The sequence below is a fragment of the Amorphoplanes friuliensis DSM 7358 genome, from assembly GCF_000494755.1.
In the GTDB taxonomy this organism is placed as follows: Bacteria; Actinomycetota; Actinomycetes; order Mycobacteriales; family Micromonosporaceae; genus Actinoplanes; species Actinoplanes friuliensis.
Window position 1 is genome coordinate 6,571,224 of record NC_022657.1, and the last position, 17,697, is coordinate 6,588,920.

18 protein-coding genes are annotated in these 17,697 nt (G+C 70.5%); 5 read left to right on the plus strand and 13 right to left on the minus strand.

Translation table 11 applies throughout. The features are described from left to right. The first annotated feature begins 72 nt into the window (after positions 1 to 72). From AFR_RS30315 to AFR_RS30330, 4 genes are read left to right on the plus strand one after another with little or no spacing between them, the layout of a single operon-like run. The gene (locus tag AFR_RS30315; RefSeq protein WP_238547154.1) at positions 73 to 423 is read left to right on the plus strand and encodes a DUF6403 family protein; all 351 of its coding nucleotides are present in this window, start codon (positions 73 to 75) and stop codon (positions 421 to 423) included. Then, a complete protein-coding gene (locus AFR_RS30320; RefSeq protein ID WP_023560631.1) occupies positions 416 to 1,747 on the plus strand; it encodes a hypothetical protein in 1,332 nt (443 codons plus the stop codon). The genes AFR_RS30315 and AFR_RS30320 overlap by 8 nt, the downstream gene beginning before the upstream one ends. Beyond that, entirely contained in the window at positions 1,744 to 2,616 is an 873-nt protein-coding gene (locus AFR_RS30325) for a hypothetical protein (protein WP_023560632.1), read from the plus strand. The genes AFR_RS30320 and AFR_RS30325 overlap by 4 nt, the downstream gene beginning before the upstream one ends. Before the next feature lie 51 nt (positions 2,617 to 2,667). After that, a complete protein-coding gene (locus AFR_RS30330; RefSeq protein WP_023560633.1) occupies positions 2,668 to 3,351 on the plus strand; it encodes an HAD family hydrolase in 684 nt (227 codons plus the stop codon). A gap of 177 nt (positions 3,352 to 3,528) precedes the next feature. Here the strand turns inward: AFR_RS30330 and AFR_RS44135 are convergent, their stop codons facing one another. Further along, positions 3,529 to 4,542: a LysR family transcriptional regulator gene (locus AFR_RS44135; RefSeq protein ID WP_023560634.1), complete on the minus strand. Its 1,014-nt coding sequence runs from the start codon at positions 4,540 to 4,542 to the stop codon at positions 3,529 to 3,531. A gap of 208 nt (positions 4,543 to 4,750) precedes the next feature. Here AFR_RS44135 and AFR_RS30340 point away from each other — a divergent pair, with 208 nt between their 5' ends. Then, complete coding sequence (locus AFR_RS30340) at positions 4,751 to 5,656, plus strand: sulfite exporter TauE/SafE family protein (protein ID WP_023560635.1); 906 nt, start codon at positions 4,751 to 4,753, stop codon at positions 5,654 to 5,656. Here AFR_RS30340 and AFR_RS30345 read toward each other — a convergent pair. From AFR_RS30345 to AFR_RS44140, 12 genes are all read right to left on the minus strand, one after another. Next, on the minus strand, positions 5,646 to 6,476 hold the full coding sequence (locus AFR_RS30345; RefSeq protein ID WP_041841258.1) for a hypothetical protein: 831 nt from the start codon (positions 6,474 to 6,476) through the stop codon (positions 5,646 to 5,648). The genes AFR_RS30340 and AFR_RS30345 overlap by 11 nt on opposite strands. Further along, entirely contained in the window at positions 6,473 to 7,396 is a 924-nt protein-coding gene (locus AFR_RS30350) for a ParA family protein (RefSeq protein WP_023560637.1), read from the minus strand. Before AFR_RS30350 ends, AFR_RS30345 begins: the two co-directional genes overlap by 4 nt. A gap of 167 nt (positions 7,397 to 7,563) precedes the next feature. Continuing rightward, positions 7,564 to 8,994, minus strand: a complete 1,431-nt coding sequence (argH, locus tag AFR_RS30355; protein WP_023560638.1) for an argininosuccinate lyase — start codon at positions 8,992 to 8,994, stop codon at positions 7,564 to 7,566. A 43-nt stretch (positions 8,995 to 9,037) separates the two neighbouring features. Further along, positions 9,038 to 10,291, minus strand: a complete 1,254-nt coding sequence (argG, locus tag AFR_RS30360) for an argininosuccinate synthase (RefSeq protein ID WP_023560639.1) — start codon at positions 10,289 to 10,291, stop codon at positions 9,038 to 9,040. 9 nt (positions 10,292 to 10,300) lie between these two features. Beyond that, entirely contained in the window at positions 10,301 to 11,182 is an 882-nt protein-coding gene (locus AFR_RS30365; protein WP_023560640.1) for a hypothetical protein, read from the minus strand. Then, positions 11,179 to 11,676 (minus strand): arginine repressor, encoded by a 498-nt coding sequence (locus AFR_RS30370; protein ID WP_023560641.1) that lies wholly within the window; start codon positions 11,674 to 11,676, stop codon positions 11,179 to 11,181. The genes AFR_RS30365 and AFR_RS30370 overlap by 4 nt, the downstream gene beginning before the upstream one ends. Further along, positions 11,673 to 12,602, minus strand: coding sequence for an ornithine carbamoyltransferase (argF, locus tag AFR_RS30375; RefSeq protein ID WP_023560642.1), 930 nt, complete (start codon positions 12,600 to 12,602; stop codon positions 11,673 to 11,675). The genes AFR_RS30370 and argF overlap by 4 nt, the downstream gene beginning before the upstream one ends. After that, on the minus strand, positions 12,599 to 13,756 hold the full coding sequence (locus tag AFR_RS30380) for an acetylornithine transaminase (protein ID WP_023560643.1): 1,158 nt from the start codon (positions 13,754 to 13,756) through the stop codon (positions 12,599 to 12,601). The genes argF and AFR_RS30380 overlap by 4 nt, the downstream gene beginning before the upstream one ends. Then, positions 13,753 to 14,619, minus strand: coding sequence for an acetylglutamate kinase (gene argB, locus AFR_RS30385; RefSeq protein WP_023560644.1), 867 nt, complete (start codon positions 14,617 to 14,619; stop codon positions 13,753 to 13,755). Before argB ends, AFR_RS30380 begins: the two co-directional genes overlap by 4 nt. Then, a complete protein-coding gene (gene argJ / locus AFR_RS30390) occupies positions 14,616 to 15,788 on the minus strand; it encodes a bifunctional glutamate N-acetyltransferase/amino-acid acetyltransferase ArgJ (RefSeq protein ID WP_023560645.1) in 1,173 nt (390 codons plus the stop codon). Before argJ ends, argB begins: the two co-directional genes overlap by 4 nt. After that, positions 15,785 to 16,786: an N-acetyl-gamma-glutamyl-phosphate reductase gene (gene argC / locus AFR_RS30395; RefSeq protein WP_023560646.1), complete on the minus strand. Its 1,002-nt coding sequence runs from the start codon at positions 16,784 to 16,786 to the stop codon at positions 15,785 to 15,787. The genes argJ and argC overlap by 4 nt, the downstream gene beginning before the upstream one ends. Positions 16,787 to 16,868: 82 nt before the next feature. Next, the gene (locus AFR_RS44140) at positions 16,869 to 17,696 is read right to left on the minus strand and encodes a hypothetical protein (RefSeq protein WP_023560647.1); all 828 of its coding nucleotides are present in this window, start codon (positions 17,694 to 17,696) and stop codon (positions 16,869 to 16,871) included. Between the last annotated feature and the right edge of the window lies 1 nt (position 17,697).

Sequence of the window (17,697 nt, forward strand, 5' to 3'; positions counted from 1 at the left end):
ACATCGCCCGATGTCTGGTGTCCGGGAGTACAGCACACCCGCGCACGGTTTGATCCGATCGGGCAGAATCGAGTGGCCGGTGACCCCTCGAACGCGTACGGAGCTGCTGTTTTGTCGTTGTCCTGGGTGGTGTGGGCGGTCGGCGCCGGGGTGCTGGTCGCCGCCGGGTTTGCCGCTGTGGTGGTGCCGCGGCTGCGGGCGGGCGCGCTCTCCCGGCGTACGGGATGGTCCGGGGCACGGGCCGCGATCGGGACAGCGAGCGTGAGCCGCGACGCCTGTCCCGTCACGGTGACCGAGGCGGAGCAGTTGCTGAGCCGGGCCGAACTGATCGTCGCCGGGCGTGGCGGGAGCGCCGCGGCGCGGACCGCCGCCGAGTGCGCGCGGCAGGCCGACAGGCTGTGGCGGGAGGCCGCTCGTGGCTGACCGGACCGTTCCCGAATGGGTCCGCTGGGTCGCGCTGGCCGTGGCCGTGGGCATCCTGGTGATCTTCCTGGTGGCCCAGCGCCAGAGCGTCGACGTGAGCTACGGCCGGTCGCCGTCGACCTCGACCAAGATCGACGAGCCGTCCGCCGGGGAACCGGCCGCGGTCACCGTGCCGTCCGTCGAGGAGATGACCGCGCTGGTCGCAGCCCGGGACGTGGTCCGCCTGCCGGGGTCGATCGCCTTCTGGGACGAGGCCAAGGTTCGTGCGGCCGCACCGGCGCAGCGCATCCTGGTCGCGCCACCCGGTCTGGACAAGGCCGAGCGGGCCCGCGTCCACGACGTCGAGAACGCGACGATCCGCATCGTCGGCACCGAAGTGAGCGGCGGCCTCTACCAGGCGTCCGGCAGCACGATCACGAGCTGGCGGGCGCAGTTCGCCACCGGTGACGTGACGAGCCTGCTGCTCACGCTGCTCGCCGCCGACCAGGACCAGCCCGAGCCCGCGGATGTCGACACCGTGACCCGCCGCGACCCGACCGCCGCCGAGCTCGCGACGGTGGTCGCCGACCTGCGCCGCACCAAGATGCACCTCGCCGAGGGCGCCACGCTCACCGGCATCCCCGCCGAGGCCGGGACCGCGGCCTTCCCGTCCGGCAACGCCCTCTACGTCGCGTTCCCCCAGCAAAAACCCGGTCAACCCCTCCCCCGGTACGGGCCCGCCCTCGCCGCCACCTTCCCCGGTACGCCCATCGTGGTGATGTACGGGTCGTGGATCGAGTACGACGGTCCCGAGGCGGCCGATTTTGCCGAGCTGACCGCCGCCAGCTACTACGGGCGCTTCGGTGATCTGCTGAGCCGGTCGGCGTATCCGCAGCGCAACGTGCTGGCCGCGTGGCTGAACCGCGTCGCCGACGTGCGCTACTCCGGGCTGTTCGACCGCCCTCTGCCGTACCGGCCGCTCGACCCGCTGCGGGTCTCCCTGCCCGTGCTGCCGTGGCTCTTCGCCGCCTGCGTTGCGGTGTTCCTCGTGCTGTCGGTGCGTTCCGCCCGCGGTCGCCGCCCGGAGCCGGGCCCGGTCAGCACCCCTGCGCGGCTGGCCGGTCTCACCGGGCTCGCGGTGGAGATGTCCGCACTGACCGACGAACCCGGTGTCACCCGGGGCATCACCAAACTCGTGGCTGCCCGCGACGCGCTCGGTGAAGGCCTGCCCGACCAGCACGTCCGCGAGTTGCTCGACGACGCCGAGTCCGAGCTCGACGAGGCCGCCCGGCTGATGCCGTTCGACGGTTTCCGGCCCGCCGACTACCTGAAGAGGCTCGCATGAAGCGGCGCGTGACCCCGTTCGGCCTCGCGGTGGTCGGATGCCTGATCCTGGCGGGCTGGGCGCTGTGGTCCGGCGGCATCCTCGACGGCCCCATCGCCCGGCAGGTCCGCTCGTCGTCCGTCTACGCCGCACCCGGCGTCGGCCTCGACCAGGCCGCCGCGGAACGTGTCATCGGCAACCGCCGCCTGGTCGTGGTCATGCTCGAACCCGGCACCGAGGACCTGCGCCAGGGCTGCGACGCCGTCCGCCAGGCCGCGAAGGGCACACTGGTGCTGGTCCTCAGCCGCCAGGACGACGAGTTCGACAACTACGGCTGCGCCCTGCTGCCCGGTGTCGACGACGAGAACTTCGGCAAGGCCGCCGTGGCCGAGACGACGATCGCCTCCGGCGTCGACGGCTTCGCCGACCGGCCCGTCGAGGCACTCAAGGTGGTGGCGGTCAACTACGACGGCCTGGTCAAAGCCGGTGTTGTCCCGGACGGCGCCCGGACGATCAGCCCGTCACTGCCCCGCTACCTGATCGCGGCCGCCGCGATTCTTGCTGTCCTGCTCGGCTCGCTGATCCTCTACCTCGGCGGGCGCCGCGCCGGCCGCCTCGCCGCAGCCGCAGCCGAGAACCGCCAGGCCGCGACCGACGCGCGCACCGAGGTGGGCGCCGCCGCAACCGTCCTGGCGCAAGGAATCATCGACCTCGACCAGCGCTACGCCCAGGGCCGCCGCAGCCGCAAGTTCGACCGGCAGTACCGCAAGCTGACAGCCGACTACACCGGCCTGCTCACCGAACTCGCCGACGGCGCAGCCCCGGCCGCCCTCACCACCCGGATCGACTCCCTGACCGACCGCTGCCGCAAGCTGTCCGCCACTGCCTGAGCGGCCATCCTCCACAGTGGGCATTGGTGGCCGGTGGTTACGGTGGCGCACATGCCGCCGCCACCGCTGACCTGTGTGCTCTTCGACTTCGCCTGGACGCTCTTCGCCGGCGACCCCGACACCTGGGTACGCGGTGCCGCGCAAGCGATCGGGCGGCCGGTCGCCGACGGTGAACCCGCGGCCATCAGCGCGGCGTACATGGATCGCCTGCGGACAACAGCGACCGATCCGGCCCACCTCGCCCGGGACCTCGACCCGTCGGTCTACGACGCGGCCATCTCGGTCGTGCTCACCGGCATCCCCGGTGTGACGCCGGACTTCGCGGCCGCGCTCGCCGCGACCCACATGACGAGCCTCGCGCCCTACGCCGACGTCGCCTCGACCTTCAAGACCCTCAAAACCCTGGGCGTACGCATCGGCGTCGTGAGCAACATCGGCTGCGATCTGCGGCCGGCGTTCACCCGCAACGGGCTCGACGGGTTCGTCGACGCTTTTGTGCTGTCGTACGAGGTGGGCTTCGTGAAACCGGACCCGGCTATCTGGAAGGCGGCGCTGCACGCGCTGCGGGCCGACCCGGCCGAGACGGTGATGGTGGGAGACCACCCGGCCGGGGACGGGGGTGCGGTCGTCGCCGGCATCGCGGCGCTCGTGCTGCCGCAGGTCGCGTCACCGCTGGAACCACGCGGGCTCGATCACGTCGTCGCGCTCGTGCACGGGCGCGCCCGGAAATCCTGAAGCCCGGAACGACCGACACGTCGCCAGCCTGCCTCGCCCGCGGGCCGGCTCAGCACGCGCGCTCGCGCAGCGGGATTGGTCGGCGCAAGCGCGGCGGGATTGGTCGGTGCACGCGCACGGCGGGATCGGTCGGGGCAAGCGCGCGGCCGGATCGGTCGGGGCAAGCGCGTGGCGGGATCAGCTGGCGCGTTCGCCGGCGGCTTCGCGCCAGCCGCGTTCGGCGGAGAGTTCGCGGGCCGTGTGGACGAGGGCGACGGCGTACCGGGAAGGGTCCTGGGCTCGCCACAGGATGGACCAGGGGTAACGGGGAACCGAGGGGCCGAGCGGGCGCCACGTCAGGTCCGTGCCGTGGGAGATGCCCGCGGTGGAGGCGGAGGTGCAGAGGACGCAGCGTCCCTGGACCACCAGGTCGACCGCCGCGCGCAGGGTCTGGACGCTGCCGGAGAAGAGTTTCGGGAAGAAGCCGGCGGACCGGCACACCTCGGCGACGAAGGCGTTGAACTCCGGGGCCTGTTCCTCGTCGGCCAGCAGCAGGGTCTCGTCGCGCAGCGCGGACACCGGGATGTGCGGCAGGCGGGCGAGCGGGTGCTCGTCGGGGATCAGGACACCGAGCGGGTCGAGGCGGAACATCTCGGCGGCGATCTCCGGTGCGGTGCCCGGCAGGCGGCCGATGCCGACGTCGAGGCGGCCGTCGGCGAGCAGGCGGCACTGCTCGGGGACACCGGCCAGCACCTGGTGGATCTCCAGCTCGGGGTGGCGGGCCTGCACCGCGCGCAGCACCGGGCGTACGGCGTCGTAGCCCTCGTCGAGGACGCCGACGCGGAGGGTCGGCGCCGCCAGGGCCATGCCCTGGGCGAGGAAGGCCGCGCGGTCGACGTGCTCGAGGATCTGGCGGGCCTCGATGAGGAAACGGGCACCGGCGGGGGTCAGCGCGACGTGCCGGGTGGTGCGGTCGACCAGCAGAACGCCGACGGCGCGCTCGAGACGCTGGACCTGGGCGCTGAGCGCCGAGGGCACGATGTGCTCGCGGGCAGCGGCCCGGCCGAAGTGCAGCTCCTCGGCGAGCGTCACCAGGTAGCGCAGCTGGCGCAGCTCGATGCGGGCGCTGCTGACCGCGTCGGGGACGGCCCGGATCGGGCTTCCGGACCGCCGGCTGCTGTCGCGCGTCGACTGGCGGGGCAGGCTGCTCATACCGAGACCTCCTCGATCGACACCCCGTCGTATCTATCGACACGTATCTCGCAGTGTTATCGCTAACATTCCCGTAGTCAAGGCGTAACACTTCCGCAACGAGGCGCTCAGCGGCCCGGTGAGCGGCCCCGAATCCGCTGGCTGGGAAAACACCACTAAGTCAACCAAGTTAGTAGACAAAGAGGGGATTCTGGCCGACACTCGACCGATGGATCTCACCCTGGCGCTCGCCGGACTCGGCGTCGGCATCGTGGTCGGACTCACCGGCATGGGCGGCGGCGCCCTGATGACACCCATCCTGGTCCTGTTCTTCGGGATCCCGCCGGTGGCCGCCGTCTCCAGCGATCTGGCCGCCAGCGCGGTCATGAAACCGTTCGGCGGCTGGGTCCACGCCCGCCGCGGCACGGTCAACTGGCGCCTCGTCGGCTGGCTCTGCGCGGGCAGCATCCCGAGCGCCTTCCTGGGGGTCCTGCTGCTGCGCCTGCTCGGCGACGACGAGACCGTCCAGCACACGATCAAGGTGGCCCTCGGCGTCGCCCTGCTGCTCGCGGCCGGCGGCATGCTGCTCAAGGCCTGGGTCACCCGCCGCCAGAGCAGCGACGGCCCGGCCGAACCGATCGTGGTGCGCCCGATCCCGACGCTGCTGGTCGGCATCGGCGGCGGCGTGATCGTGGGCATGACCTCGGTCGGCTCCGGCTCCCTGATCATCGTCGCGCTGCTCGCGCTCTACCCGAAACTGCGCGCCAACGACCTCGTCGGCACCGACCTGATCCAGGCAATCCCCCTGGTGATCTCGGCCGCGATCGGCCACGCCCTCTTCGGCGACCTCAAACTCGACATCGCGGGCGCGGTCCTGCTCGGCTCGATCCCCGGCGTCCTGCTCGGCGCCCGCATCTCCTCCCGCGCCCCGGGTGGCATCGTCCGCGCCGCCCTGGTGATCGTCCTGCTGGCCAGCGCCCTCAAACTCCTCGACGTCCCCACACCGGCCGTCGGCGCGATCACCGGGGCTGCCCTGCTGGCCGCCATCGGCCTGGCGATCTGGCGCCGGGTCACCCGCCCCGCCCCGGAGACGCCGAGCGAGACCCAGCCCGCAGAGGAGAGCGTCAGGGCCTGAGACCGTCGTACTTCCGGCGGTTGCCGATCGCGTGGTGCAGCAACTTGCGCTTCGCGTCGGCCAGGGTGACGCTCGCCGGCAGTGTCAAGCCGAGCTCCTTCGCGATGGCGATGAGGTCACTCTTGAGTGGCTTCTTGCCACGAAGCTTCAGCCCTTCGAGACAGGCGATACCGTCGTCGACCGTCTCCTGCTCGCGAACCTTGGCCGCGATCCCGGCATAGTCGATCTCCTCGCCGGGGACCGGCGCAACCCGCGTCCCCCTGCCGCGGACCCCGGCGACAGGCGGAACCCGCGTCCCTTCGCTGCCGCCAGGAGCGACGGGCACCACCTGCGTTCCTTCGCTGCCGCCAGTAGCAACGGGCACCGCGCGCGTCCCCTCACTACCGCCAGGCGCGACGGGCACCACCTGCGTTCCTTCGCTGCCGCCAGGAGCAACGGGCACCACCTGCGTCCCCTCACTGCCGCCAGGAGCAACGGGCACCGCCCGCGTCCCCTCACTGCCGCCAGGCGCGGCCGGCACCGCCCGCGGCCCCTCGCTGCCGCCAGGCGCGGTCGGCGCCGCCCGCGTTCCTTCGCTGCCGGCAGGCGCGACGGGGGCAGCTTGTGGCATCGGGGCCGGGGGCGCGCTGGTTGCGGCGGGCTCGGTTCTCGACGTGGTGACATCCCGCTGTGTGGGTAGAGACGTCGGGGTCGCGGCCTCGGCGAGGCTCAGCTGGACCCGGCCCTCGGCGATGCCGCTGAGCTGGCCGGGAGTGAGGCGGATGAGGAACCCCGTCACGTGGTGGGTCAGCCTGAGCAGGCCGAGCAGGTCGGCGCTCAAGACCGGTGCTTTCCGCCGGCGATCGCCTCGACGAATTCGTCCGACAGCGCGCGCAACTCCCGGCTCACCGGATCGTCAATGGCGCCGACCAGGACCGGCGGGACTCCGTCAGGACCTGCTTCGGCAAAATAGCGCGGGCTGTTGCGGACGGACGCCCGGAAAACCGGCATGTCTCCGAGCGCCCTGGTGTTCTCGATCTGCATCCGCTGTGTGTTGATCGGTTGCCCGGCGTGAATCTGGGTCATCGTAAAGACGACTCCGGCGAATTTTGGTTCGATGCGTTTTCCACCGGCCTCACCAACGGAACCGTGCCCTAGGTAGTCGTTGTAGTCGGTGACCAGCTTGTCCACGCTGTGCCGCAGATAGCCGATGCCCAAGGTAGACAGGTAGTCGGCCTTGGCCGGGACCAGGATGTATTCGCTCGCTACGATCGCCGTCTTGGTGACCAGCCCAAAATTGGGTGGGCAGTCGATCAGCACGAGGTCGTAATCGGCGAAGGCCGGGGACTTCAGAGCCGCGGCCAGACAGCCGTGCACCTGGAGGAACTTGCGCTTCGACTCGCCGAGCGTCGTGGCCCCCAACTTGGCCGCCAGCTGCAGGTCGATGTTGATGAGACCCAGGTGCGACGAGATGAGGTCGAGCTGCCCGGCATTCTCCTTGACCTTGGCGTTGACCCGCTCCGGCGTCAGGACCAGCTGCTCCAGCGGGATGTCCCGCCCGGGCATCTCACCGTCGTACCAGCGTTGGATGGTGCGCGTGTTCCGAAGGTCGGCGTTCCATTCCTCGACGGTGAAGAACGAGAAGGTGAGGTTCGTCTGCGGGTCCAGGTCGATCATCAGCACCCGGTGACCGCGGTTGGCGATCTCCGCGGCGAGATTGGCTGTCAGCGTGGTCTTCCCGACGCCGCCCTTGTAATTCATGACTGAAACTACGCGCACCAGCGACTCCCCAGGATTGACCGGAGGCCACTGTAAAGGCGCGATGATGACCGTCGGTTATCGGACAACCACGACCGGGCGACAAGTCTTGCGTACCGAAGGAAACGAGGCGCCGTCCGGAATGGACGACGCCTCGCAAGGAAAATGATCTAGCGGGGGACGACCGGTTCGATGGACCATTCGCGCCAGCCGTCGAGTTTGTCCGAGGCGGTCTGGAGCTGGTCGGCCACCGGGCCCGGGCCGGTCGAGCCGGCCGTCGTCCGGGCCGCGAGCGCCGACTTGACGCTGAGCACCTGGCGGACCGCCGGGTCGAGGTGTTCGCTGACCGTTTTCAGGTCTTCGTCCGAGACGTCCTCGAGTTCGCATTCGCGGGCCGCGCACAGGGCCACCAGACGACCGGTGATCTCGTGGGCGTCACGGAAGGGGACGTGCTTGCGGACGAGCCAGTCCGCGACCTCGGTGGCCAGGGAGAAGCCGACCGGGGCCGCCGCCGCGAGGCGGTCGACGCGGACCGTCATCGTGGAGATCATGCCGGCGAGGGCGGGCAGCAGGAGCTGGAGGGTGTCGATCGCGTCGAAGGCGGGTTCCTTGTCCTCCTGCATGTCGCGGTCGTAGGTCAGGGGCAGGCCCTTGAGCATCGTCAGGACCGCGACCAGGCCGCCGATGAGCCGGCCCGCCTTGCCGCGGGCGAGTTCGGCGATGTCGGCGTTCTTCTTCTGCGGCATGATCGACGAGCCGGTGGCGAACGCGTCGTCGAGGATCACCCAGCCGAACTCCTGGGAGGTCCAGAGGACGACTTCCTCGCCGAGGCGGGACAGGTGCACGCCGATCAGGCTGGTGATGAAGAGGAACTCGGCGACGAAGTCACGGTCGGAGACCGCGTCCATCGAGTTCTGGGCCGGGGCCTTGAAGCCCAGTTCCTTGGCGACCGCGCCCGGGTCGAGCGGCAGGGACGAGCCGGCCAGCGCGCCCGAGCCGAGCGGGGAGATCGCGGTGCGTTCGTCCCAGTCGCGGAGGCGGTCCAGGTCGCGGAGCAGGGGCTGGACGTGGGCCAGCAGCCAGTGGCCGAAGCTGACCGGCTGGGCGTGCTGCACGTGGGTCAGGCCCGGCGCCGGGGTGTCGATGTGGCGGCCGGCCTGTTCCATGAGGGCGTCAGCCAGCTCGACCACCGCGGCGGCCACACCGCGGGCGTGGTCGCGCAGGTACATGCGCAGGTCGGTGGCGACCTGGTCGTTGCGGGACCGGCCGGCGCGCAGCTTGCCGCCGAGACCGCCGAGACGTTCCAGCAGGCCGCGTTCGAGGGCGGTGTGGACGTCCTCGTCCTCGACGGTCGGGCGGAACTCCCCCGCCGCGCAGGCCGACTCGAGGTCGTCGAGGGCGGCCAGCATCTGACCGAGCTCGTCGGCGTCCAGCAGGCCGGCGCCGGCCAGGACGCGGGCGTGGGCCCGCGACGCGGCGATGTCGTACGGCGCCAGGCGCCAGTCGAAGTGCACGCTCACGCTCAGGCGGGCCAGGGCGTCCGCCGGTCCACCGGTGAAACGGCCACCCCACAGCCTGGTCGGACCTTCGGTCTCCGGCACGTGCTCACTCCTCAAGGTCGAATCTCAAAAAAGGCAGGAAGTCTCAGGGCTTCGGCTGCTCGGCCAGGCCGGCGTTGCGAGCGATGGCACCCGGGATCGCGTACATGTGGGCGAACGCGCGGGCTTCCTCGCCGCTCCACAGCGAAGAACCGTAGCCGTAGACGACACCCTGGCGCGTGGCGGCGTCGAGCAGGCTGTACGGGCTGCGGCTGCCGAGGGCGACGATGTTGCCCTTCTGCAGGCGTACGCGCACCTCGCCGGTCACCCGGGTCTGGCTCGAGTCCAGGAACGCGCGGAAGTCGTCCAGGATCGGGTCGTAGTAGACCGCTTCGTGCAGCAGGTCGCCGTACGTGTTGCCGAGCTGGAGTTTGGTCGCCTGCTGGCGGTTGCTCAGGGTGAGGCGTTCGAGCTCGCGGTGCGCGGCGATCAGGGTGAGCATGCCGGGGGCCTCGAAGCCCACCCGGGCGAGGTTGCCGACCATGGTCGAGCCCATGTGGATGCCGCGGCCGACACCGTGCTCGGCGGCGAGGACGTTGAGCGACCGCAGGATCGCGTAGTTCGGGGCGTCCGGGCCGGTGCCGTCGATCGGGGTGCCGTCGAGGGTCGTGGCCGAGGTGACCTCACCCTTCTCGAAGGCCAGAATCAGCTCGACGCCGTCTTCGGGCGCGTCCTTGATCGCCTTGGTGCTCTCCCACGCGTCCTCGGGCAGGTAGTCCCACGAGCCGTAGGTCTCCTTGCCACCGATGGAGGTGCCGATCAGACCCTCGTTGATCGAGTACGTGGTGACCTTGTCACTGGTCTCGAAGCCGTGCTGCCGCAGGAAGTCCCGCTCGAACTCCCGCGTCAGCCGCTCGTCGCGGATCGGGGTGATGATCTCCAGGTGCGGCGCGAGCGCGCGGATCACCGAGTCGTAACGCACGTGGTCCGCGCCGGCACCGGTCGAACCGTGCGCGACCGCGTCGGCGCCGTTCTCCAGCGCGCACTGCACGACCTTCTCGGCCTGCACGAGACGTTCCGCCCCGACACAGGACGGGTAGCCGCCGTTGCGGAGATAGTTCGCCTTGACCGCGTACGTGACGACGCGGGCGTACAGCTCCTCGCGGGCGTCGATGACGAAGTGCTGCGCCGAGCCGAGCTCCTCCGCGCGGGCCCGCACGACGTCACCCTCACCGCTGTGCAGACCACCGGTGTCGATGTTGGCGGTGAGCACCTCCCAGCCCTGCTCACGCAGCGAGACCAGGGCGTACGAGGTGTCGAGACCGCCGGAGAAGGCGAGGACGATCTTGCGCTTGGACATCAAGTTTCCTTATCGGGCTGTGGGGATCTCGAGGACGGGCACATAGGTCGTCCCGTCCTGCACGAGGTGACCGGGGGCGAGCACGTAATAGGTGCACTCCCGGTTCTCGATGGCCTTCTGCATGGCCCGCTGGCGCTCGTAGTCGAACGGATCCAGCAGGAACGACGGCTCCGGCTCGGTCGCGGTCACCGGCACGGTGAAGTCGTTCTCGTAAACGAACGACCCGGGTGAGGTATGGAACGGCACGGTGGCGACCAGCACACGCAGCCGGCCGAAGCGGGTGTGCACGCGCAGCGCGCTGTTGTCGTACTGGGTGACGCCGTCGAGCTTCTCCGCCTGGTAGGCCGAGAGGGCCAGCGCCTTGAGCGCCTTGCCGAGCCCGACGCTGGTCCACAACGACCACAGCGACCAGCCGACCCAGGTGCCGGGGGCGGCGCTCGGGGCCGCGCAGTACCCGGCGATCGGGATGGGCCCGTTGTAGTCGCTCTGCTTGGCCTTGTCGAAGACGGCCCGCATGTGCCGCTTGGCGTCCTCGTCGAAGGCGCTGGTCTCGAGGATCTCGGTGAACGCCGACTGCGGCAGCGCGGCGATGACCGCGGCCGAGGGCATCAGGATCAGGTCGACCATCACCCACTGCGGCATCGGGATGCCCCGGTCACCGAACGCGATGCCGTTCATCACGTTGAACAGGTTGAGGAACTCGCCCGTGTCCCAGCCCTTGTCCTCGGTCGTGTCGGTGAAGTCCAGCCAACTCAGCTTGAGGCCGTACGGGACCTCGTTGAGGTAGGGACGCAGCGTCTCGTTGGAAGCCAGGTAGAACTCGAGGCCGTGGCCCAGGAGCTTCTGCATGTTGTCGGCAAAGCCGGGAAAATGAGCCTCGACGGCGGTCATGGCTGGCTCCCTTCGGGGTCGGTACGGCTCCAAGCCGTGAGTTTCTCGGCGAGCGCGGCGCCCGGCCCGTCGCCGGAGTCGCGCGCCACCACCAGGATCGTGTCGTCGCCGGCGATGGTGCCGACGACGTCCGGCAGGCCCGAGCGGTCGAGCGCGCTGGCCAGGAACTGCGCGGCACCCGGCGGCACCCGCAGGACGACGAGGTTGCCGCTGACGTCGACCGAGTTGAGCAGCTCGCGCAGCAGCCGGATGAGGCGGGCCGGGGCCTGCTCCACCGGGCGCAGCGCGGGCATCCCGTCCTCGGGGATGACGTAGACCCCACCGGCCTTGACGGCACGTAGCTCCTCGAGGTCACGCGACAGCGTCGCCTGGGTGACCTGGACGCCGTCGAGGCCGAGCAGCTCGGCGAGCTCGGTCTGCGACCGGACGGCCTTGTCCCGGATCAGGTCGACGATGCGCGCGTGCCGCGCGGCACGGGTGCCGGGCCCGGTCACTGCTCTTTCACAGCCAGGAGCCAGGCCAGCAGGGCTTTCTGCGCGTGCAGACGGTTCTCGGCCTGGTCGAAGACGGCGCTCTGGGCGCCGTCCATGACCTCGTCCGTGATCTCCTCGCCGCGGTGCGCCGGCAGGCAGTGCAGCACGATCGCGCCGGGCGCGGCGGCGGCCAGCAGCTCCTTGTTGATCTGGTAGGGCCAGAACGGCGTCCGCCGGTCGATGCCGTCGTCCTCCATGCCCATCGACGTCCACGCGTCGGTCGCCAGCACGTCCGCGCCGGTGGCGGCCTCGCGCGGGTCCCGCAGCACCTGCACCGAGCCGCCCGTCGACGCCCCGATCTCCGCGGCCCGGGCGACCACCTCGGGGTCCGGATCAAAACCTTCAGGACCCGCGATCCGTACGTGCATGCCCGCGGTCGCCCCGGCCAGCAGGTACGAGTGGGCCATGTTGTTCGCGCCGTCACCGACGTACGTGAGGATCCGGCCCTGGGTGCCGCCGAGCCGCTCGCGGACCGTCTGGAGGTCGGCCAGCAGCTGGCACGGGTGGAAGCCGTCGGTCAGGGCGTTGACCACGGGCACGTTGACGTCGGAGGCGAGCTCGGCCAGCCGCTCGTCGCCGGAGGTGCGGAACACGATGGCGGACACGTAACGGGAAACGACCCGGCCCGCGTCGAGGAGCGACTCGCCCCGGCCGAAGTGGGTGGCCTGGGTGTCCACCACGATCGCGTTGCCGCCGAGCTCGGGGATGCCGGTCTCGAACGACAGCCGTGTCCGCAGGCTGACCTTGTCGAAGAACACCGCCACCGACTTCGGCCCGGCGAGGGGCTGGTACGCGAACCGGTCCGCCTTCATCGCCGCGGCGAGCTCGAGGACGGCGCTCTGCTCGGCCGGGGACAGGTCGTCGTCGCGCAGGAAGTGGCGGGTCATGCGAGCACCTCGGAGAGCGCCGCGACGAACGCCTCGGCCTGCTCGGTGGTCAGGATCAGCGGCGGCGCGAGCCGGATCACGTCGGGCTGGATCGGGTTGACCAGGAACCCGGCCTCCCGCAGGGACTCGGCGAGCTGAGCCGAGATGGGCGAGGTCAGCTCGATGCCGAGCAGCAGACCGGCACCCCGGACACCGGCGATCGCCGGGTTGTTCAGGCCCTCGACACCGCGCCGGATCAGCTCGCCGACCCGCTTGACGTGGTCGAGCAGTCCCTCACCAGCGATCGTCCGGATGACGGCGAGACCGGCGGCGCAGCTCACGGGGTTCCCGCCGAAGGTCGTGCCGTGCGAGCCGGGACCGAACAGGTCACCGGCCTTGCCGAAGGCGATGCACGCACCGATCGGCAGGCCACCACCGAGGCCCTTGGCCAGCGTGATGATGTCGGGCTCGACACCCTCGCTCTGGTGGTGGAACCAGTGCCCGGTGCGGCCGATGCCCGTCTGCACCTCGTCGAGGACGAGCAGCGCGCCGGTGGCGGTGCAGATCTCCCGCGCCGCGGCCAGGTAACCGGGCGGTGGCACGACCACGCCCATCTCGCCCTGGATCGGCTCCAGGATGACCATGGCGGTGTCCGTCGTGACCGCCGCACGCAGGGCTTCGCTGTCGCCGTACGGGACATGGGTGACCTCACCCGGCAGCGGCTGGAAGGGCTCGCGTTTGCCGGGCTGGCCCGTCAGGGCGAGCGCGCCCATCGTGCGGCCGTGGAATCCGCCGTCGGCCGCGACCACGTGGGTGCGCCCGGTGAGGCGGGACAGCTTGAACGCGGCCTCGTTGGCCTCGGCGCCCGAGTTGCTGAAGATCACCCGGCCGGGACGCCCGGCGAGCGCGAGGAGCACCTCGGCCAGGGCCAGCGGCGGCTCGGCGATGAAGAGGTTGGAGACGTGCCCCAGGGTGGCGACCTGCTGGGAGACGGCGGCGACGATCGCCGGGTGGGCGTGACCGAGCGCGTTGACGGCGATGCCACCGAGCAGGTCGACGTACTCCTTGCCGTCCTCACCGACCACGACGGACCCGGATCCGCTGATCAGGCCGAGCGACGGCGTGCCGTAGTTGTTCATCATGCTCTGCGACCAGCGGTCGACGAACGACGTCATGACGGGACCACCATCGTGCCGAATCCTTCCGAGGTGAACACTTCGAGCAGCGTGGAGTGGGGTTCGCGGCCGTCGACCACGTGGGCCGCGGGCACACCGCCCTGGACGGCGCGCAGGCACGCCTCCATCTTCGGCACCATGCCCGACTGCAGGCTGGGCAGCAGCTTCTCCAGGGCGTCGGTGTCGATCTTCGTCGTCAGCGAGGACGTGTCGGGCCAGTTGGTGTAGAGGCCGGGCACGTCGGTGAGCACGACGAGCTTGCGGGCGCCGAGCGCCACGGCCAGCGCGGCCGCGGCGGTGTCGGCGTTGACGTTGTGCACCACGCCGTCGACGTCGGGCGCGACCGTCGCGACCACGGGGATGCGCCCGGCGGCGATGAGGTCGTCGACGGCCGAGGTGTCCACGTGCGCGACGTCGCCGACCTGGCCGATGTCGACGGGCTCACCGTCGACCACGGCGTGCCGGCGGACCGCGGTGAACAGGCGGGCGTCCTCACCGGACAGGCCCACGGCGAACGGGCCGTGCTCGTTGATCAGGCCGACCAGCTCGCGGCCGACCTGCCCGACCAGCACCATCCGGACGACGTCCATCGCCTCGGGGGTGGTGACCCGCAGGCCGCCCCGGAACTCGCTCTCGATGCCGAGCTTGCCCAGCATCGACGAGATCTGCGGGCCGCCGCCGTGCACCACGACCGGTTTGATGCCGGCGTAGCGCAGGAAGACCATGTCGGCCGCGAACGCCCGCTGCAGCTCCGGGTCGATCATCGCGTTGCCGCCGTACTTGATGACGACGGTGGTGCCGTGGAAGCGTTCCAGCCACGGCAAAGCTTCGATCAGGGTGGCGGCTTTCTCGTGGGGCGTCACGACGAGTACGCCGAGTTCTCGTGCACGTAGGCGTGCGAGAGGTCGGTGGTCCAGATCGTCGCGGACATCTCACCCTCGTGCAGGTGCACAGTGATCGTGACGTCCTTGCCGGCCAGGTCCACCTTGGAGCGGTCGTCGGCCGCCGAGCCACCGCGGCACACCCACACACCGTTGACGGCGACGTCGATGCGGTCCGGGGCGAACGCCGCCTGGGTGGTGCCGACCGCGGCGAGGATGCGGCCCCAGTTCGGGTCGTTGCCGAACAGCGCGGTCTTGACCAGGTTGTTGCGGGCCACCGTACGCCCGACCTCGACCGCGTCGGCCTCACTGGCCGCGCCGAGCACCTCGATCGCGATGTGCTTGGTGGCACCCTCGGCATCGTCGATCAGCTGCTGCGCCAGGTCGTGGCACAGGGCGGTGACCGCGGCGGTCAGCTCCTCCTGCGTGGGCTGAACGTCGGAAGCGCCGCTGGCCAGCAGCAGCACGGTGTCGTTGGTGGACATGCAACCGTCGGCGTCGATGCGGTCGAAGGTGAGCCGGGTCGCCTCACGCAGGGCGGTGTCCAGCGCCTCGGAACCCGCGACAGCGTCGGTGGTCAGCACGACCAGCATCGTGGCCAGCGCCGGGGCGAGCATGCCCGCGCCCTTGGCCATGCCGCCGACCGACCAGCCGTCACCCTGCACGACCGCATTCTTGGCGACCGTGTCGGTGGTCATGATGGCCTCGGCCGCGCGTGCGCCGCCGTCGGTGTTCAGCGCCTTGACCGCCGCGGTCACCCCCGGCAGCAGCTTGCCCATCGGCAGCATCTCGCCGATGAGGCCGGTCGAGCAGACCGCGATGTCACCGGCGCCGACGAGCAGCGGCTTCGGCCCGCCGCGCAGCACGGCGGCGGCATGTTCGGCGGTCGCGTGCGTGTCGCGGAAGCCCTGCGTACCCGTACAGGCGTTGGCACCGCCGGAGTTGAGCACGACGGCCCGCACGACGCCGCCCTTGAGCACCTGCTGGCTCCACATGACCGGTGCGGCCTTCACGCGGTTGCCGGTGAAGACACCGGCGACGGTCGCGTCGGGCCCGTCGTTGACGACGATCGCCACGTCGGCGCCGCCGCTGGTCTTGAGCCCGGCGGCAACACCGCTGGCCCGGAATCCCCTGGGGGTGGTGACGGTCACGGTGCGACTCCGAATACCGAGAGGCCCGCGGTTTCCGGCAGGCCGAGCATGAGGTTGGCGCACTGCACGGCCTGGCCGGCAGCACCCTTCCCGAGGTTGTCGAGCGCGCTGACCACGACGATCCGGCCGGAGTCGACGTCGAGCGTGGCCTGCAGGTGGCACGAGTTGGAACCCGCGGTGGCCGCGGTGTGCGGCCAGCTCCCGGTCGGGAGCACGTGCACGAACGGCTCTTCGGCGTAGGCATTCTGCAGTGCTTCGCGGGGGTCTCCAGGGCCCAGCGGACGTGCCGTGACCGTCGCGAGGATCCCGCGCGGCATCGGCGCCAGCACCGGCGTCATCGACAGCGAGGTCGCCCCGCTCGCCTGCTTGATCTCGGGAACGTGCTGGTGCGCGCCGACCTTGTAGGGCGACAGGTCACCCATGACCTCGCTGGCGAGCAGGTTCACCTTCGCGGACCGCCCGGCGCCGGACGTGCCCGACGAGGCAACGACAACGACGTCGGCCGGGTCGGCGAGCCCGGCGGCGATCAGCGGTGCCAGCGCGAGGGTGATCGTGGCCGCATAACAACCGGTGTTCGCCACCCGGTCACTCGCGGCGATCGCGGCCCGGTGCCCCGGCAGTTCCGGCAGGCCGTAGGTCCAGGTCCCGGCGTGCGTGCCGCCGTAGTAGCGGCCCCAGGCGTCGCCGTCCCTCAAACGGAAGTCGGCCCCCAGATCGACGACCTTCACCCCGGCGGGCAGCTGCGCGGCCAGCGCCGCCGACTGCCCGTGCGGCAGAGCGAGAAAGACCAGGTCGGCGTCGCTCAGCGTGGCCGCATCGGTCGCCCCGAGGACCAGGTCCAGCCCGGTGAGCTGCGGATGTACGGCAGCCACGGGCGAACCCGCCTGTGTGTGCGCCGTGGCCGCGACCAGATCGAGCTCGGGGTGCCCGGCGATCAGGCGCAGCAACTCGCCCCCGGCGTACCCACTCGCCCCGGCGACAGCAACCCTGATTCCCATACTTACCTCCGCATGACTATGCAAAGAACCGTATCAACGCGCATAGCCATGCGGCAAGTTTGTTGTTTTATGCGGTCACCCGTTAGTCGGACTCGCCGACCTTGAGCCCGTACTGCTGCTGGAAAGCCTTGAGCGCCTCGTCCCAGGCCCGGGTGTACTCGGACGGGCCGAGCCCGGCCTCGTTACCGCTCACCGCATCCTGCAAAAGCTTCAACAGGTCGGCGACCGCCTTCTTCTTCCCGCCGACAAAGGCCCCGAAGACCTCGGCGAAATCCTGGCCACTGAGCCTCGCGGCGTGCGCGGCTCGCGGGTCCTTCTCCAGGTTGTCGAAGATCGTCGACCAGCGCCGCGTCAGCTCGTCGGCCTGCTGCGCCCGCTGCAGCCCGAGTGCATGGTCGCACTCGGCCTTGATCCGCTTCTCCCAATACGGACGGATCTGCTCCTGGATGAGGTCGTCCGGCTCGGCACGCACGGTGAACCGGAACCAGAAGTCGCGGCCGTCGTCGGTGAGTTTCCGCCAGTCCTCGTCGGTCCGCTTGTTGACGGCGATCTCGAAGTCCCGCGCCCGGTGCGGCTGATGGCCGCGGGCGATCGGCCTCAGCACGTGCACGGCCGTCCGGCGCGCCCGCGGCAGGAGGACGTGAGTGAGGTCTTGAAGCTCCTCGCGGGAGTCGGCGTAACCCCGCCACTCGTAAGTCGGAAAAACCTTGAAGGTGAACGCGTCGCCGTCGGCGAGAACCCGGATCGGATCCGAGGGCTCGTGCCGGCAGCTGAACTCCCGGTCGGGGTACGGCGGCAGGTTGATGGTTTCGTGGGTGGCGGAGAACAATTTCGTGAACCAGCCCTGTCTTCCCTCGGCACGGCCTTGGACCGGGACGTCGAACCCGGCTGTGTGCGTGTTCGCGGACATG

Coding starts and splice junctions, on each gene's coding strand:
- argC (WP_023560646.1), bottom strand. CDS start 16,786: ATGGGAATCAGGGTTGCTGTCGCCGGGGCGAGTGGGTACGCCGGGGGC.
- AFR_RS30325 (WP_023560632.1), top strand. CDS start 1,744: ATGAAGCGGCGCGTGACCCCGTTCGGCCTCGCGGTGGTCGGATGCCTG.
- AFR_RS30365 (WP_023560640.1), bottom strand. CDS start 11,182: ATGACCGCCGTCGAGGCTCATTTTCCCGGCTTTGCCGACAACATGCAG.
- AFR_RS30340 (WP_023560635.1), top strand. CDS start 4,751: ATGGATCTCACCCTGGCGCTCGCCGGACTCGGCGTCGGCATCGTGGTC.
- AFR_RS30350 (WP_023560637.1), bottom strand. CDS start 7,396: ATGAATTACAAGGGCGGCGTCGGGAAGACCACGCTGACAGCCAATCTC.
- argF (WP_023560642.1), bottom strand. CDS start 12,602: ATGACCCGCCACTTCCTGCGCGACGACGACCTGTCCCCGGCCGAGCAG.
- AFR_RS44140 (WP_023560647.1), bottom strand. CDS start 17,696: ATGTCCGCGAACACGCACACAGCCGGGTTCGACGTCCCGGTCCAAGGC.
- argG (WP_023560639.1), bottom strand. CDS start 10,291: ATGTCCAAGCGCAAGATCGTCCTCGCCTTCTCCGGCGGTCTCGACACC.
- AFR_RS44135 (WP_023560634.1), bottom strand. CDS start 4,542: ATGAGCAGCCTGCCCCGCCAGTCGACGCGCGACAGCAGCCGGCGGTCC.
- AFR_RS30330 (WP_023560633.1), top strand. CDS start 2,668: ATGCCGCCGCCACCGCTGACCTGTGTGCTCTTCGACTTCGCCTGGACG.
- AFR_RS30380 (WP_023560643.1), bottom strand. CDS start 13,756: ATGACGTCGTTCGTCGACCGCTGGTCGCAGAGCATGATGAACAACTAC.